Below are 13,250 nucleotides of genomic sequence, written 5' to 3'. Positions count from 1 at the left end.
CATTTCCCTTCCACAGGAGTTGCCATGCCGCACAAGCTTCCGCTCGACACGCTCACCGACCTCGCCCGCACACGGACCGACGATGCGGCGCGCCAGCTCGGCCTGCTGCAGAACGCGCAGGTCAGCGCCCACCAGAAGCTGGAGCTGCTGCTGCAGTACCGCCAGGACTACAGCGACCAGCTGCAGGTGCTGATGGAGAACGGCCTGCCCTCGGCCCAGTGGCACAACTACCGCAACTTCCTCGGCACGCTCGACGGCGCCATCCAGCAGCAGCAGGCCATCGCCGCACAGGCGGCCAGCCGGCTCGACCATGGCCGCAGCGAATGGCAGCAGCACAAGCGGCGCCTGAACTCCTTCGACGCGCTGGCCGAACGCGCACGGCGGCAGGAACTCGTGGTCGGCGCGCGGCGCGAGCAGCGCGACAGCGACGAGCGCACGGCACGCAAGTTCTTCGACCGCGCCTCCCAACCGACACCCTGACGCACATGCCTTCCCCCATCGCCCCTTCCTTCAGCCCGAACGCGGCTGCCTCCGCGGCTTCTTCCACCGCCGCCGGTGCACGCGGCCGCAACGCCGAGGAACCCGGCGGCCGCAGCTTCGACGCGGCGCTGGCCCGCTCGCGCAACGCAGGCGCAGCGCAGGCGCCCGAAGAGGCCGAATCGTCCGCACTGGCAACCACGCACCGCCGAAAGGCCTCGCGCGCCGGCGATCGCAAGGACGAGCTTCCCGCCGAGTTGCTGCCGATGTCTTTTTTTGCGCCGCTGGTGGCGCCGCCAGCTGCCGCTACTGCTGCACTTGCAGCCGGTGCGTCCACGGCCGCCTCGGTGCCCGATGGCGTCCAGGCCGTGGTGCCGGGCGATGCGCCGGCCGACACGCTGGCTGGTGATACCGCGCACGCTGGGGCAGGCAAGCCGGCCGTCGCGGCGGATGCCGAAGGCGAAAGCACCGCGCAGGCGAAGCCGGCAGACGGTGCGCAGCAGGCCACGGCCCCGGACACCGCGCAGCCGGCGGAGGCACGCGCCGCCATGCAGGCCGCAGCCGCTGTGCCGCCGCCGGCCGCCGCGGGCACGGCCCCAGCCGCGATCCCGGCTGCCGATGCTGCAGCGCCCGACGCCGCCGCCACCACCGCCGCGGCTTCCGCAGCAGCAGCCACCGACCCCCGTGGCGCCTCCACCGCCTCCCTCTCCGCCGATGCCGACACCGACCCGGCACCGGCCACCGCCATGATCTCCGCCGACAAGACCGCCGACCTGGCCGCCGCCTCCGACGCGGCGCCCGCTTCCACCAGCGTACCCGCCTCGATGCCGTTCACGCCGGCCGCGGCCGCGGCTGCGCGCACAAACGTGCCGCCGGCTTCGCCGCACACGCCCATCCTCAGCGTGGAGCCGTCCGTCGGCTCGGCCGCCTGGGGCAAGGCCATCGGCCACCAGGTGCTGCGCATGACCGCGGCGGGCTACCAGGTGGCCGAACTGAACCTCAACCCGGCCGGCCTCGGCCCGCTCAAGGTCACGCTCACCATGGGCGACAACCAGGCGCAGGCGATGTTCGCCTCGGCCCACGAAAGCGTGCGCAAGGCGCTGGAAGTGGCCTTGCCGCAATTGCGCACCAGCCTTGCCGACCACGGCATCAGCCTGGGCCAGGCCTCGGTCGGCTCGCAATCGCATCCCTCGGCCGGACAGGGCGGCGCCTTCGGCCAGCCGCCCCAGCAGCAGGGATCGCCGCGGCAGGCCGACTACCCGGGCGCCAGCCGCGCGCAAGCCATCGCCGCCACCGAGCCGCTGCGCAGCATGCCGGCGCCCGCAACGCTTCGCAGGCCCAGTGCCGGCGTCGACACCTTCGCATGAGACGGTGAACGCGGGATCTGAGGCCTTTTCCCGCGCTTGATCAGCCCTTCGCCTGCCAGCCACCTGGCAAAGAATAGTCCGAAACCGATTCGCTTCGCAGCACCCTTATGGCTACCAGTCCTCCTGTCGCACTCGCCCCCGTTCCCCCTTCCCCCGCACGTCCATCGAAGCTGTGGATCGTGCTCCTGATCGTCGCGCTGGTTGGCGCGCTGGCCGCTGCCGGCGGCTATTTCCTGCTGCGCCAGCGCGCACCGGCCGAGCCCGCCGCAGCCGCTGCGCCGGTGCCGGAGAAGCCGATCTTCGTGACGCTGGAGCCGCTCACCGTCAACGTGCAGTCCGAAGGCCGCGGCCGCTTCCTGCACGTGGGCGTGGCCCTCAAGGTGCACGACGAACAGGCCAAGGCGCGCATCGTCGAATTCATGCCCGAGATCCGCAGCCGGGTGCTGCTGCTGCTGTCGAACCGCCCGCCCGAGTCGCTGGTGACGACCGCCGACAAGGCCCGCCTGGCCGAGGAGATCCGCGTCGAGCTGAGCCGCCCGCTGGGCGCGGGCCTGCCGCCGCAGGAGATCGCCAGCGTGTCCTTCAACACCTTCGTGGTGCAGTAACCCTTTCCGGACCGCCGATCCATGGCCTATGAACAAGTGCTCTCCCAGGACGAGGTCGACGCGCTGCTGCAGGGCGTCACCGGCGGCGCGCCCGAGCAGAGCGACGGCGCCGCCGCCCGCGCGGACGGCCTGCCGGTGTACGACCTGGGTGCGCCCGACCGCGTGGTGCGCAGCCGCATGCACACGCTCGAAGTCATCAACGAGCGCTTTGCCCGCCACCTGCGCAGCTCGCTGCTGAACTTCATGCGCCGCAGCCCCGACATCTCGGTCGGGCCGGTACACATCCAGCAGTACGGCGAGTTCGTGCGCCACCTGCCGGTGCCGGCCAACATCAACATGCTGCACATGAAGCCGCTGCGCGGCACGGCGCTGTTCGTGTTCGATCCGAAGCTGGTGTTCCTGGTGGTCGACAACCTGTTCGGCAGCGACGGGCGCTACCACGTGCGCGTCGAGGGGCGCGACTTCACGCGCACCGAGCAGCGCATCATCAAGCGGCTGCTGAACCTCACGCTGCAGTGCTATGCCGACGCCTGGCAGCCGGTGTTCCCGCTGAGCTTCGACTACGTGCGCGCCGAGATGCACGGCAAGCTCGCCAACATCGTCGCGCCCAACGAGGTGGTGATCAACACCACGCTGCAGATCGAGTTCGGCCCGGTGGGCGGCTTCCTGCACGTGTGCATTCCCTATTCGATGATCGAGCCGATCCGCGACCTGCTGTCCAACCCGGTGCAGGACGAGATCGAGGTCGACAAGCGCTGGGTGCGCCAGATGTCCCAGCAGATGCAGAGCGCCGACGTGGAGCTCAGCGCCGAATTCATCACGCTGCCCTCGACCATTGGCGAGGTGCTCAAGCTGCAGGTGGGCGACGTGCTGCCCATCGAGCTTCCGACGTCGATCACCGCGCGCGTGGACGGCATTCCGGTCATGGAATGCGGCTACGGGGTGTCGAACGAGCGCTATGCCCTGCGCGTGCTGCAGATGATCTCCCACCAAGACAGCGATCCGAAGAACGACCATGACTGACAACACCCCATCCACCAGCGATGCGGACGACTGGGCCAGCGCGCTGGCCGAGCAGACCGCGGCCTCCGCGCCCACGCCCGCCTTCGCCCCCGCCGCCCCGCCGGCGATCGCTCCCGCTCCCGCACCGGCTGCCGCTCCCGCGGGCAGCCGCGTGTTCCAGCCGCTGCAGGCCATGGCGACCGGCGCCGGCTCGCCGGTGGACGTGGAGCGCATCCTCGACGTGCCGGTGCAGCTCACGGCCGAGCTCGGCCGCACCCGCATCACCATCAAGAGCCTGCTGCAACTTTCGCAGGGCTCGGTGGTCGAGCTCGACGGCCTGGCCGGCCAGCCGCTGGACGTGCTGATCAACGGCTACCTGATCGCGCAGGGCGAAGTGGTGGTGGTCAACGAGAAGTACGGCATCCGCCTGACCGACATCGTCACGCCCTCCGAGCGCATGCAGAAGCTCGGCCGGTCATGAGCCTCTTCGCCCGCCGGCTGCGGCAGGCCGCGGCTTCGTTCGCGGCCGCGGCCTGCGTTGCCGCCCACGCTGCGCTGCCGACCGTGCCCTCGCCCGTGGAGGCCGCCGCGCCGGCCGTGGGCGCCTCCAGCCTGCTGCAGGCCGGCTTCGGCATGTTCACGGTGCTGGGCCTGATCTTCCTGTGCGCCTGGGCCGCGCGCCGCTTCGGCCTGCAGCGCCTGGGCGGCGGCCAATCGGTGAAGGTGGTCTCCAGCACCATGGTCGGCCAGCGCGAGCGCGTGGTCGTGGTCGAGGTCGGCGGCACCTGGCTGGTGCTGGGCGTTGCGGCCGGCCGCGTCAACGCACTGCATTCGCTGCCGGCACAGGTTCTGCCCGCGGCGCCGCCGGCCAGTGCCATGCCTGATGCCCGCCTGGCCGGCGCGGCGGGCCTGTTCGCCCAGAAGCTGCGCGACTCGCTCGGCCTTCAGCGGCCCCATCCATGATGCGCACCGTCCGCCAACGAAGCCTTGCCGGCTTCGCGCTGATGCTGCTCGCCCTCGCGCTGCCGACGGCGGCGTCGGCTCAGGGCCTGCCCGGCCTCACCAACACGCCCGGGCCGGGCGGCAGCCAGACCTGGTCGCTCAGCGTGCAGACGCTGGTGATGCTGACCTCGCTCAGCTTCCTGCCGGCGCTGCTGCTGAGCATGACAAGCTTCACGCGCATCCTCATCGTGCTGGGCCTGCTGCGCACGGCCATCGGCACGCAGTCGTCGCCGCCCAACCAGATCCTGGTGGGCCTGTCGCTGTTCCTGACCTTCTTCGTGATGGCGCCGGTGTTCGACAAGGTCCACGACGAGGCCTACAAGCCCTTTTCCGAGAACAAGATCACGGCCGAGAAGGCGCTCGAGAAAGGCATTGCGCCCTTCAAGTCCTTCATGCTGAAGCAGACGCGCGAGAACGACCTGGCCCTGTTCGCCAGGCTCGCGAAGATCCCCGACATGCAGGGCCCGGAAGAAGTGCCGCTGCGCATCCTGCTGCCTTCGTTCGTGATCAGCGAGCTGAAGACCGCGTTCCAGATCGGCTTCACCATCTTCATTCCGTTCCTCATCATCGACCTGGTGGTGGCCAGCGTGCTGATGTCGATGGGCATGATGATGGTGCCGCCCGCCTCCATCGCGCTGCCCTTCAAGCTGATGCTGTTCGTCATGGCCGATGGCTGGCAGCTGCTGATCGGCGCACTGGCCCAGAGCTTTTATCTTTAGAGGCGCGCAATGACTCCCGAATCCGTCATGTCCCTGGGCAGCCAGGCCATCCACGTCTCGCTGCTGCTGGGCGCGCCGATGCTGCTGGTGGCGCTGGTCGTGGGCCTGGTCATCAGCATCTTCCAGGCCGCCACGCAGATCAACGAAGCCACGCTGTCCTTCATTCCCAAGCTGCTGGCGGTGTTCGCGGTGCTGGTGCTGGCCGGCCCCTGGATGCTGGCGCAGATGCTCGACTACATCCGCACGCTGTTCTCGAGCATCCCGCAGCTGGTCGCCTGAGCGCGCGCCGACATGCCCGCCATCTTCTCCGTCACCTCGGCGGAGCTGACCGCCTGGCTGACGGCCTTCCTGTGGCCCTTCGTCCGCATGCTGGCGCTGGTGAGCACCGCGCCGGTGTTCGGCGAGCCCGGCGTCGCGCGCCAGACCAAGGTGGCCATTGCCGCGCTGCTGGCGGTGGCCCTTGCGCCCACGCTCGGGCCGATGCCCGCGGTGCCGGTGGTCTCCGCGGGCGGCGTGTGGATCATCGTGCAGCAGGTGCTCATCGGCGGCGCGATCGGTTTCACGATGCGCATGGTGTTCGCGGCCGTGCTGGCCGCGGGCGAGTACATCGGCCTGCAGATGGGCCTGTCGTTCGCGTCCTTCTTCGACCCGATGGCCGGCGGCGCCACCATGGTGGTCGCGCGCCTCATGCACATGCTGGCCATTCTTCTTTTCCTGGCGGTGGACGGCCACCTGCTGATGCTGGCCGCGCTGGCCGACAGCTTCCACACGCTGCCCATTGCCGATGCACCGCTGGCGGCGCAGGGCTGGACGCTGCTGGTGTCCGGCGGCGGCCGCATCTTTGCCAACGGGCTGATGCTGGCGCTGCCGCTGGTGACCGCACTGCTCACGCTCAACCTTGCGATGGGCATCCTGAACCGCGCATCGCCGCAGTTCAGCATCTTTGCGGTGGGCTTTCCGCTCACGCTGCTGGCGGGCATCGGCATGCTGCAGCTGCTGATGCCGCAGCTCGGCGCCTTCCTGGAGCCGCGCTTTGCCGCCGCGCTGTCTTCGCTGCCGCAGCTGATGCAGGCGCTGCGGCCCTGAGCCGCACGCCCCTTCCCATTCACAGGTAGTTGAACAGCGCGATGCTGTGCAGCCGCGCGAAGGTCTGCTGGGTGGCCTGGAGCGAGGTCTGGCGCTGCAGGAATTCCGAGATGGCGCTGGCCGGGTCCAGGTCCACCAGTTCCGAGAGGTAGGCCTTGTCGGTCAGGCCGCGCGAGGCACCGCTGGTGTCGAGCGCGTCGATCTCGTTCATGCGCGAGCCGATCGACGACATCACGGTGAGCACGTTGTCGTGCGCGTTGGTGATCTTGACATTGAAGGTGCTGAGCGCGTTGAGCAGGTCGGCCTTCGCCGAATCGCCATTGCCGGCGAGCGGCTGCCTGAGCGCGGTGACCAGTTCGCCGATGGCGGCGAACACGTCGGTGCCCGCATTGCGCGCGGTGGCCACCTGGAAGGTGTCGCCATCGGCCGGCGCGCCGCTCATGGTGATCTGCAGGCCGCCGAACGAGATGGCGGCGCCCGGCACATAGGCGCCCGATGCGGCCACCACGGGCGGCGTCTCCTGCGTGGCCACCGTGTAGTTGCCGCCGCTGAAGCTGATGACGAAGTCCTTGCCGTAGTTGGCCGCGCCCGCGTCGGTCACGCCCACGGCGCCGAAGACGCCGGAGCCGGTGTTGGCCGCGCCCGCCGAGCTCACGTAGCCCGCGCCGCCCTGCACCGACTGGAACACGCTGCGCCCGTCGTCCGTGGTGGACATCTGGCGCGACACGTCGACCTGCATCAGCCGCTGGCCCTGGTCGCCCATGTACTGGATGCCGCCGGCGGCGCCGGCCACGAAGGGCTGGCTCCCGCTCTTGAAGCCGGCGAACAGGAACTGGCCGTTGCCGTCGTCGGCATTGGCCACGTTCACGAGCTGGTCCAGGTTGCCCTGCAGCGTGGTGGCCAGCGAGGCGCGGTCGGCATCCGACAGCGTGCCGTTGCCCGCCTGCACCGCGAGCGTCTTCATGTTCTGCATGATCGAGGTGGCCGACTTCAGCGCGGTCTCTTCCTGCGAGAGCGAGAGCATCGCGCGGCTGCGGCTGGTGGCGTACTGCGCCGACTCCGCCATCGACTGGCTCACGCCCAGCGCGCGCGCGGCGGCCACCGGATCGTCGGCAGCCGTCAGGAACTTGGTGCCCGCAGCGAGCTGCTGCTGGATGCGGAACAGCTGCTGCTGCTGCGAACCCAGCGAGCTCATGCTCTGGGCGTAGAAGGATTGGGTGCTGATGCGCATCGCGGCTCCTGAAGATCTTCTTTGGAAAAATGCGGCCGGCTCAGCCGCGGATGCCCAGGATCGCGTCGAACATGGTCGACGCGGTCTGGATCACCTTGGCATTGGCCTGGTACATCTGCTGGTACATCAGCAGGTTGGCGGTTTCCTCGTCCTGGTTCACGCCCGAGATCGAATCGCGGCTCGCGCGGATCTGGCTCGTCACGCCTTCCTGCGTGGCCGAGGCCACGCGGATTTCCATGGCGCGGTTGCCCACCTCGCTCACCAGCTTGGCGAAGGCGCCGTTGAAGGTGGAGGTGCCGCCGTCCATCGCGGTCTTGCGCTGCAGCGCGCCAAGACGCAGCGCGTTGCTGCCGTCGGACACGCCGCCCGCGTTCTTGCCGATGGTGAAGGTGTCGCCCTCGGCGGGCGCGCCGCTGAGCTTGACCTCGATGCCGTCGAAGCGGATGGAAGCGCCCGCGGTGTAGGGCACGGCCGTGCCGGCGGCATAGCTGGTCGATGTGCCGTCGGCCAGCGTCACCGTCACGGCGGAGGTCGCCGGAAAGCCCGACAGCGTGTTGGCCGCGGCGTCGTAGGCGAGCGTGACCGTGCCGGCGAGCGGCGTGGCCAGGTAGGCCGCGTCGACCACGGCCGGGCTCAGCGCGCCGGTGCCCTTGTTGCCCACCGCCTTGCCCGTGGCCAGCGGCGACGCGGCCGCCACCTTGGCGGTGTCGCGCACCAGCACGTCCATGTCGCGCGCGCCGGTGCGCGTCGGCTGCACCAGGAAGGAATCGCCCGCCTGCGCGGTGCCGCTGGCCGGCGAGAGGCTCACGCCGTCGAAGCTGGCGGGAAAGCTGGTGAAGTCGCCCATCGGCTGCTTGTCCGACAGCCGCGTGACGCTGTAGGTGAGCGTGCCCGCCACGTCCTTCACCTGCACCGAATAGTCGCTGGTCGTGAGCTGCGAGGTATCGGCCACGCTGGCGCCAAGCACCATGTCGCCTCCGTTGCGCGCATTGGAAAACACGCCCGGCGCAGCTTGCGAGAAGAAGTCGGTGCCCAGCACGCCGTTCAGGTCGACGCCCAGCTTGTGCTGCTCGTTGAACTCGCTGCCCAGCGCCATCGCCAGGCGGCCGACGGCGTTCTGCGTGGGGGTGAGCGTCTCGGCGCGGAAGGCCAGCAGGCCGCCCAGCGATCCGCCAGCAATCACGTCGTCGTTGAGTTCGGACACCGTGCCGGTGAGCCCGACCAGCGCCACCGCCTTGCGCGTGGGATCGGCGGCGGACGACACCGCCTGCAGCTGCGCGGCCCGGTCGCCCAGCACCAGCGTCTGGCCGTTGCCGATGAAGACGTTGTACTGGCCGCTGTCCTGCTCCAGCACCTTCACGCCCACGATCTTGCCGAGCTCGCTCACCAGCTGGTCGCGCTGGTCCATCAGGTCGTTGGGCGGCTGGCCGCCGGCCATGGCGCTGAGCTGGCTGATCTGCTGGTTCAGGCTCGCGATCTGCTTGGCATAGGTGTTGATCTGCCCGGTGCTGCCTTCGATCTGGTCGTTGACCGAACCGTTCAGGTCCGTGAGGTACTGGTCGGTGGCGCGGAACTTGTTGGCCAGCGTCTGCGCCGCGCTGATGAGCTGCTGGCGCGCCGCCGGATCGGCCGGCGTGTTGGCCACGCCCTGCACGCTGGCAAAGAAGCTCTGCATCAGCGGTGTGAGGCCCGCGGTCTTGTCGGCCAGCAGCGAGTCGATGCGGTTGATCTGCGATCCGTAGCTCGCGAGCGCCGCGCCCGCGGCCTCGGCGCCGTTGAGCTGGGCCGTGAGATAGCCGTCGTAGCTGCGCTGCACCGTAGTGACGCGCGCGCCGTTCCCGATGAACCCCGCACCGGTCGTCGTGCCGCCGTTGGACGAGACCAGCGCGGTCTGCCGGCTGTAGCCGGCGGTGTACACGTTGGCCGTGTTGTGGGCCGTCGTCATGAGCGCGGATCGCGCGACGCTCAGGCCGGACAGGCCCGTTTGGAACATCGACATGAGGCTTTACCTGTAAAACGTTTTCTTGTTGGCACCGGGCATCGCTTGCGATGCCTGCTTCCTGTCTATCGGCAGGCGGCGCGGAAAATGAAGTGCCCGGTGGAACATTTCAGGCGGCGCGCCGGAACACGCTGACCGACTCGACCAGGCTCGCGGCCTGCTCCTGCATCGACTGCGCCGCAGCCGCCGCTTCTTCCACCAGCGCCGCGTTCTGCTGCGTCACCTGGTCCATTTGCGCAATCGCCTGGTTCACCTGCTCGATGCCGGTGCTCTGTTCCTGGCTGGCCGCCGTGATCTCGCCCATGATGTCGGTCACGCGCTTGACGCTGTCGACGATCTCGTCCATCGTGCGGCCCGCTTCGGCCACCTGGCGGCTGCCGGCCTCGACCTTGTCCACCGAGTCGTCGATCAGGCCCTTGATTTCTTTTGCCGCTGCGCCCGAGCGCTGGGCGAGGTTGCGCACTTCGGAGGCGACGACTGCGAAGCCTCTTCCCTGCTCACCGGCTCTTGCGGCTTCAACTGCAGCGTTGAGCGCGAGGATGTTGGTCTGGAACGCGATGCCATCGATCACGCCGATGATGTCGACGATCTTCTTGGACGAGGCATTGATCGAAGCCATGGTATCGACCACCTGCCCCACCACGCCCCCGCCCTTCACCGCGACCTCGGAGGCCGAGAGCGCGAGTTGGTTGGCCTGCCGCGCGTTGTCGGCGTTCTGCTTGACGGTGCTCGTGAGCTCTTCCATCGAGGCTGCCGTCTGCTCGAGCGAACTGGCTTGCTCCTCGGTGCGCGCCGAGAGGTCCCGGTTGCCCGCCGCGATCTGGCCCGATGCGGTCGCGATGGTGTCGGTGCCCTGGCGCACTTCGCCGACCACCCTGGCCAGGCTCTCGTTCATGTGCTTCAGCGCCTGCATGAGCTGGCCGGTCTCGTCGCGCGAGTCGGCTTCGATGACCGAGCCCAGGTCGCCGCTCGCCACGGTTTCGGCCACCTTCACCGCGCGGCCCAGCGGCTGCGTGACGCTGCGCGCGATCAGGAAGGCGCAGGCCGCGCCGATCACCAGCGTGAGCACCGTGAGCACGATGCGCAGGTTGAAGCCTCGCTCGTTGGCCGCGTCGATCGCATGGCTCATGTCGTCGATCGCCTTGCGCTCGAGCGCCAGCAGTTCGAGCACCCGGCTTTCATAGGCCTTGGCGGCCGGCTGGAAGATGTTCTTGAAAACCGCCTCCGCTTCGCCCGGAGTGCCGCTGGCCTTGGCTTTCTGCACCGCGTCCTTGGCGGCCTGGTACTTGGCCCGCAGCTCGACGATAGACTTGAAGGTCGACTTCTCGACGTCGGTCACCAGCAGGGCCTCGACCTTGGCCATGGTCTCGCCGCCCTTCTTGACGCTGTCGGAGATGACGTCGGCAAAGGTGACGGGAAGCGTCTCGTCGGTGGTGCGGGCAATCATCGCGGTGCGCGCGATGGCCGAGTAGGTCAGCACGTACCAGTCGGAGATGAGCCGCTCCTTCGCGAGCGGGCTCTGCATCATCTGGCGCGTGGCCTCGGCATTGCTTCGGGCGGTCACCAGGGCGAAGGCGGCCGAGACCAGGGTCAGCGCGAGAACCAGGCCGAAGCCGATGGCCAGGCGCGTTCCGATGCGCATGTTGGAAAGGAAGTTCATCTTTGAATACCGAATGGGAGTGAAGGAGGCGCGCGGCCTCAGATGGGCGCCACCTCGGGCGCGTGGTAATGGACAGGGCTGGTTTGGCGCAGGGCGGTTGCGGGCTGGCGCGGCGGGCCGTCCAGCTTGAACACGCTCACGGCCTGCACGAGGCTCGCGGCCTGCTCCTGCATCGACTGCGCCGCGGCCGCGGCTTCTTCGACCAGCGCCGCGTTCTGCTGCGTCACCTGGTCCATCTGCGCAATCGCCTGGTTCACCTGCTCGATGCCGGTGCTCTGCTCCTGGCTCGCGGCCGTGATCTCTCCGATGATGTCGGTCACGCGTTTCACGCTGCCCACGATCTCGGCCATGGTCTTGCCGGCTTCGCCCACGAGGGCGCTGCCCATGTCGACCTTGCCCACCGAGTCGTCGATCAGGCCCTTGATTTCCTTGGCGGCTGCGCCTGAGCGCTGGGCCAGGTTGCGGACTTCGGAAGCGACCACTGCGAAGCCGCGGCCCTGCTCGCCGGCACGTGCCGCTTCCACCGCAGCATTCAAAGCCAGGATGTTGGTCTGGAACGCGATGCCGTCGATCACGCCAATGATGTCGACGATCTTCTTCGAGGACGCATTGATCGAGGCCATGGTGTCCACCACCTGCCCCACCACATTGCCGCCCTTCACTGCCACTTCGGAGGCCGAGAGCGCGAGCTGATTCGCCTGCCGCGCGTTGTCCGCGTTCTGCTTGACCGTGGAGGTCAGCTCTTCCATCGAGGCCGCGGTCTGCTCCAGCGAGCTGGCCTGCTCCTCGGTGCGCGACGAAAGGTCCTGGTTGCCCGCGGCGATCTCGCCCGAAGCCGTGGCGATCGCATCGGTGCCCTGGCGCACGCCGCCCACCACCTTGGCGAGGCCGCCGCGCATCGACTCGACGGCCCGCGTGATGACGCCGATCTCGTCGCGGCGGTCGGACGACAGCGGCCGCGACAGGTCCCCTTGGCCGATGGCCTGCACATGCTCGCTCAGTACGCGAAGCGGCCGCACCATGCGCCGGATGAAGACGATCAGCCCCGTGCCCAGCAGCAGCGCGGCCAGCGCAATGACGCCGCCGAGCAGGCGCATCTCGCGGTAGAGATCGGCCATCACTTCCGAGGCGGGCATCTCCGCCACCACCAGCCAGCCGGTCGCATCGCTCCTGCTCACGGACGCATAGCGCTGCCCCGGCTGCGCCGACTGCAGCACCGCGGGCGCATCCTCGATCCACGCGGCGTCCTCGCCCTTCAGGCGGGCGAGCCAACCGGCCGCATCCGCGCCCTGCACAACCTCGGACAGCTTCTTGCCGGCCGCAGACGGATGGAACACGAGCGTGGCAGCGGCAGGGTCTGCGCCCGGGTTGACGATGTAGAGCCCGCCAGTGTCGAAGATCCGGCTCTGGCCCACCGCTTCGCCGAACGAGGCCTGCTGCTGCGAGATGTCCAGGCCGATGTAGAGCACGGCGACCACATGGTCCGCCGCGTCGCGCACCGGCTCGTAGACCGTCATGAAGGGGCGCCCGAACAGCATGACGCGGCCGATGAATTTCTTGCCCGAGCGCAGCACCGGATACGCTGCGCTCTTGCGGTCGAGCAGCGTTCCGATGGCGCGCTCGCCGTTCTCCTTCTTGACTGAGGTCGTGATGCGGCGGAAGTCTTCGCCCTGCGCCACGAACACCGTGGCGTTGGCGCCGGGAAAATCCCGCGCGAAGGCATCCACCTCGCTCGTGCTCGCGCCATTGATCTGCGTTCCGTAGCTGCTCACGATGCCTTGGGCCGCATCTTCGACAGCGAAGGTGGCCGAGAACTGGCGCCGGAAGACGCCGTAGGCGTTCTCCGCGGTCAGCTGCATGGTGCGGTCGAAGATGTCGAGCGACCGCGCAATCGCTTCGGCCTTGGCATTGGCGTATTGCGCGGCGCTGCGCTGCTGCTGCGCGGAGCCGATCGCATAGAACGCCGCGAGCAGCAGCCCCGTCACCAGAAGAATGGCAAGGGCGGCCCTGACGGTGAGCGTGCGCGCCAGCGAGACGAAGGGGCGCGTTGGCTGGGACGGGTCCGTGGCTGCGGCTTTCATCAGAGTTCTCTCCTGTGGGTG

Annotated in this window: 13 protein-coding genes; 9 read left to right on the top strand and 4 right to left on the bottom strand. The window is 68.9% G+C overall.

All coding sequences use genetic code 11. The features are described from left to right. Positions 1–24: 24 nt before the first annotated feature. The 9 genes from fliJ to fliR all read left to right on the top strand — a co-directional run bounded on the left by fliJ (position 25) and on the right by fliR (position 6,258). Positions 25–480, top strand: a complete 456-nt coding sequence (fliJ, locus tag VPA02S_RS22425; RefSeq protein WP_015866946.1) for a flagellar export protein FliJ — start codon at positions 25–27, stop codon at positions 478–480. Between the two features lie 5 nt (positions 481–485). Then, the gene (locus VPA02S_RS22420; protein WP_062365649.1) at positions 486–1,844 is read left to right on the top strand and encodes a flagellar hook-length control protein FliK; all 1,359 of its coding nucleotides are present in this window, start codon (positions 486–488) and stop codon (positions 1,842–1,844) included. A 107-nt stretch (positions 1,845–1,951) separates the two neighbouring features. Beyond that, positions 1,952–2,449, top strand: coding sequence for a flagellar basal body-associated protein FliL (gene fliL, locus VPA02S_RS22415; protein WP_015866948.1), 498 nt, complete (start codon positions 1,952–1,954; stop codon positions 2,447–2,449). Positions 2,450–2,470: 21 nt separating this feature from the next. Beyond that, positions 2,471–3,472, top strand: a complete 1,002-nt coding sequence (gene fliM, locus VPA02S_RS22410) for a flagellar motor switch protein FliM (RefSeq protein WP_015866949.1) — start codon at positions 2,471–2,473, stop codon at positions 3,470–3,472. Beyond that, entirely contained in the window at positions 3,465–3,932 is a 468-nt protein-coding gene (fliN, locus tag VPA02S_RS22405; RefSeq protein ID WP_062365648.1) for a flagellar motor switch protein FliN, read from the top strand. Before fliM ends, fliN begins: the two co-directional genes overlap by 8 nt. Next, the gene (gene fliO, locus VPA02S_RS22400) at positions 3,929–4,414 is read left to right on the top strand and encodes a flagellar biosynthetic protein FliO (RefSeq protein WP_062365647.1); all 486 of its coding nucleotides are present in this window, start codon (positions 3,929–3,931) and stop codon (positions 4,412–4,414) included. Before fliN ends, fliO begins: the two co-directional genes overlap by 4 nt. Next, complete coding sequence (fliP, locus tag VPA02S_RS22395) at positions 4,411–5,172, top strand: flagellar type III secretion system pore protein FliP (RefSeq protein WP_062365646.1); 762 nt, start codon at positions 4,411–4,413, stop codon at positions 5,170–5,172. Before fliO ends, fliP begins: the two co-directional genes overlap by 4 nt. Before the next feature lie 9 nt (positions 5,173–5,181). Next, positions 5,182–5,451, top strand: a complete 270-nt coding sequence (gene fliQ, locus VPA02S_RS22390; protein WP_015866953.1) for a flagellar biosynthesis protein FliQ — start codon at positions 5,182–5,184, stop codon at positions 5,449–5,451. 12 nt (positions 5,452–5,463) lie between these two features. Next, complete coding sequence (gene fliR / locus VPA02S_RS22385; RefSeq protein ID WP_062365645.1) at positions 5,464–6,258, top strand: flagellar biosynthetic protein FliR; 795 nt, start codon at positions 5,464–5,466, stop codon at positions 6,256–6,258. Between the two features lie 19 nt (positions 6,259–6,277). Here fliR and flgL read toward each other — a convergent pair whose 3' ends face one another. From flgL to VPA02S_RS22365, 4 genes are all read right to left on the bottom strand, one after another. Beyond that, positions 6,278–7,489: a flagellar hook-associated protein FlgL gene (flgL, locus tag VPA02S_RS22380; protein ID WP_062365644.1), complete on the bottom strand. Its 1,212-nt coding sequence runs from the start codon at positions 7,487–7,489 to the stop codon at positions 6,278–6,280. A 40-nt stretch (positions 7,490–7,529) separates the two neighbouring features. Then, positions 7,530–9,488, bottom strand: coding sequence for a flagellar hook-associated protein FlgK (gene flgK / locus VPA02S_RS22375; RefSeq protein ID WP_062365643.1), 1,959 nt, complete (start codon positions 9,486–9,488; stop codon positions 7,530–7,532). Between the two features lie 109 nt (positions 9,489–9,597). Continuing rightward, the gene (locus VPA02S_RS22370; RefSeq protein WP_018906367.1) at positions 9,598–11,148 is read right to left on the bottom strand and encodes a methyl-accepting chemotaxis protein; all 1,551 of its coding nucleotides are present in this window, start codon (positions 11,146–11,148) and stop codon (positions 9,598–9,600) included. 38 nt (positions 11,149–11,186) lie between these two features. Next, positions 11,187–13,229: a methyl-accepting chemotaxis protein gene (locus tag VPA02S_RS22365; RefSeq protein ID WP_062365642.1), complete on the bottom strand. Its 2,043-nt coding sequence runs from the start codon at positions 13,227–13,229 to the stop codon at positions 11,187–11,189. Between the last annotated feature and the right edge of the window lie 21 nt (positions 13,230–13,250).

The sequence above is a fragment of the Variovorax paradoxus NBRC 15149 genome (assembly GCF_001591365.1).
Lineage (GTDB): Bacteria > Pseudomonadota > Gammaproteobacteria > Burkholderiales > Burkholderiaceae_C > Variovorax > Variovorax paradoxus.
This window is presented reverse-complemented; position numbering and strand designations above follow the sequence as displayed.

Excerpts from the sequence above, each read along its gene's own strand:
- fliM (WP_015866949.1), top strand. The coding sequence starts at position 2,471 with ATGGCCTATGAACAAGTGCTCTCCCAGGACGAGGTCGACGCGCTGCTG.
- flgK (WP_062365643.1), bottom strand. The coding sequence starts at position 9,488 with ATGTCGATGTTCCAAACGGGCCTGTCCGGCCTGAGCGTCGCGCGATCC.
- fliQ (WP_015866953.1), top strand. The coding sequence starts at position 5,182 with ATGACTCCCGAATCCGTCATGTCCCTGGGCAGCCAGGCCATCCACGTC.
- fliO (WP_062365647.1), top strand. The coding sequence starts at position 3,929 with ATGAGCCTCTTCGCCCGCCGGCTGCGGCAGGCCGCGGCTTCGTTCGCG.
- VPA02S_RS22370 (WP_018906367.1), bottom strand. The coding sequence starts at position 11,148 with ATGAACTTCCTTTCCAACATGCGCATCGGAACGCGCCTGGCCATCGGC.
- fliL (WP_015866948.1), top strand. The coding sequence starts at position 1,952 with ATGGCTACCAGTCCTCCTGTCGCACTCGCCCCCGTTCCCCCTTCCCCC.
- flgL (WP_062365644.1), bottom strand. The coding sequence starts at position 7,489 with ATGCGCATCAGCACCCAATCCTTCTACGCCCAGAGCATGAGCTCGCTG.
- VPA02S_RS22365 (WP_062365642.1), bottom strand. The coding sequence starts at position 13,229 with ATGAAAGCCGCAGCCACGGACCCGTCCCAGCCAACGCGCCCCTTCGTC.
- VPA02S_RS22420 (WP_062365649.1), top strand. The coding sequence starts at position 486 with ATGCCTTCCCCCATCGCCCCTTCCTTCAGCCCGAACGCGGCTGCCTCC.
- fliP (WP_062365646.1), top strand. The coding sequence starts at position 4,411 with ATGATGCGCACCGTCCGCCAACGAAGCCTTGCCGGCTTCGCGCTGATG.
- fliR (WP_062365645.1), top strand. The coding sequence starts at position 5,464 with ATGCCCGCCATCTTCTCCGTCACCTCGGCGGAGCTGACCGCCTGGCTG.
- fliN (WP_062365648.1), top strand. The coding sequence starts at position 3,465 with ATGACTGACAACACCCCATCCACCAGCGATGCGGACGACTGGGCCAGC.
- fliJ (WP_015866946.1), top strand. The coding sequence starts at position 25 with ATGCCGCACAAGCTTCCGCTCGACACGCTCACCGACCTCGCCCGCACA.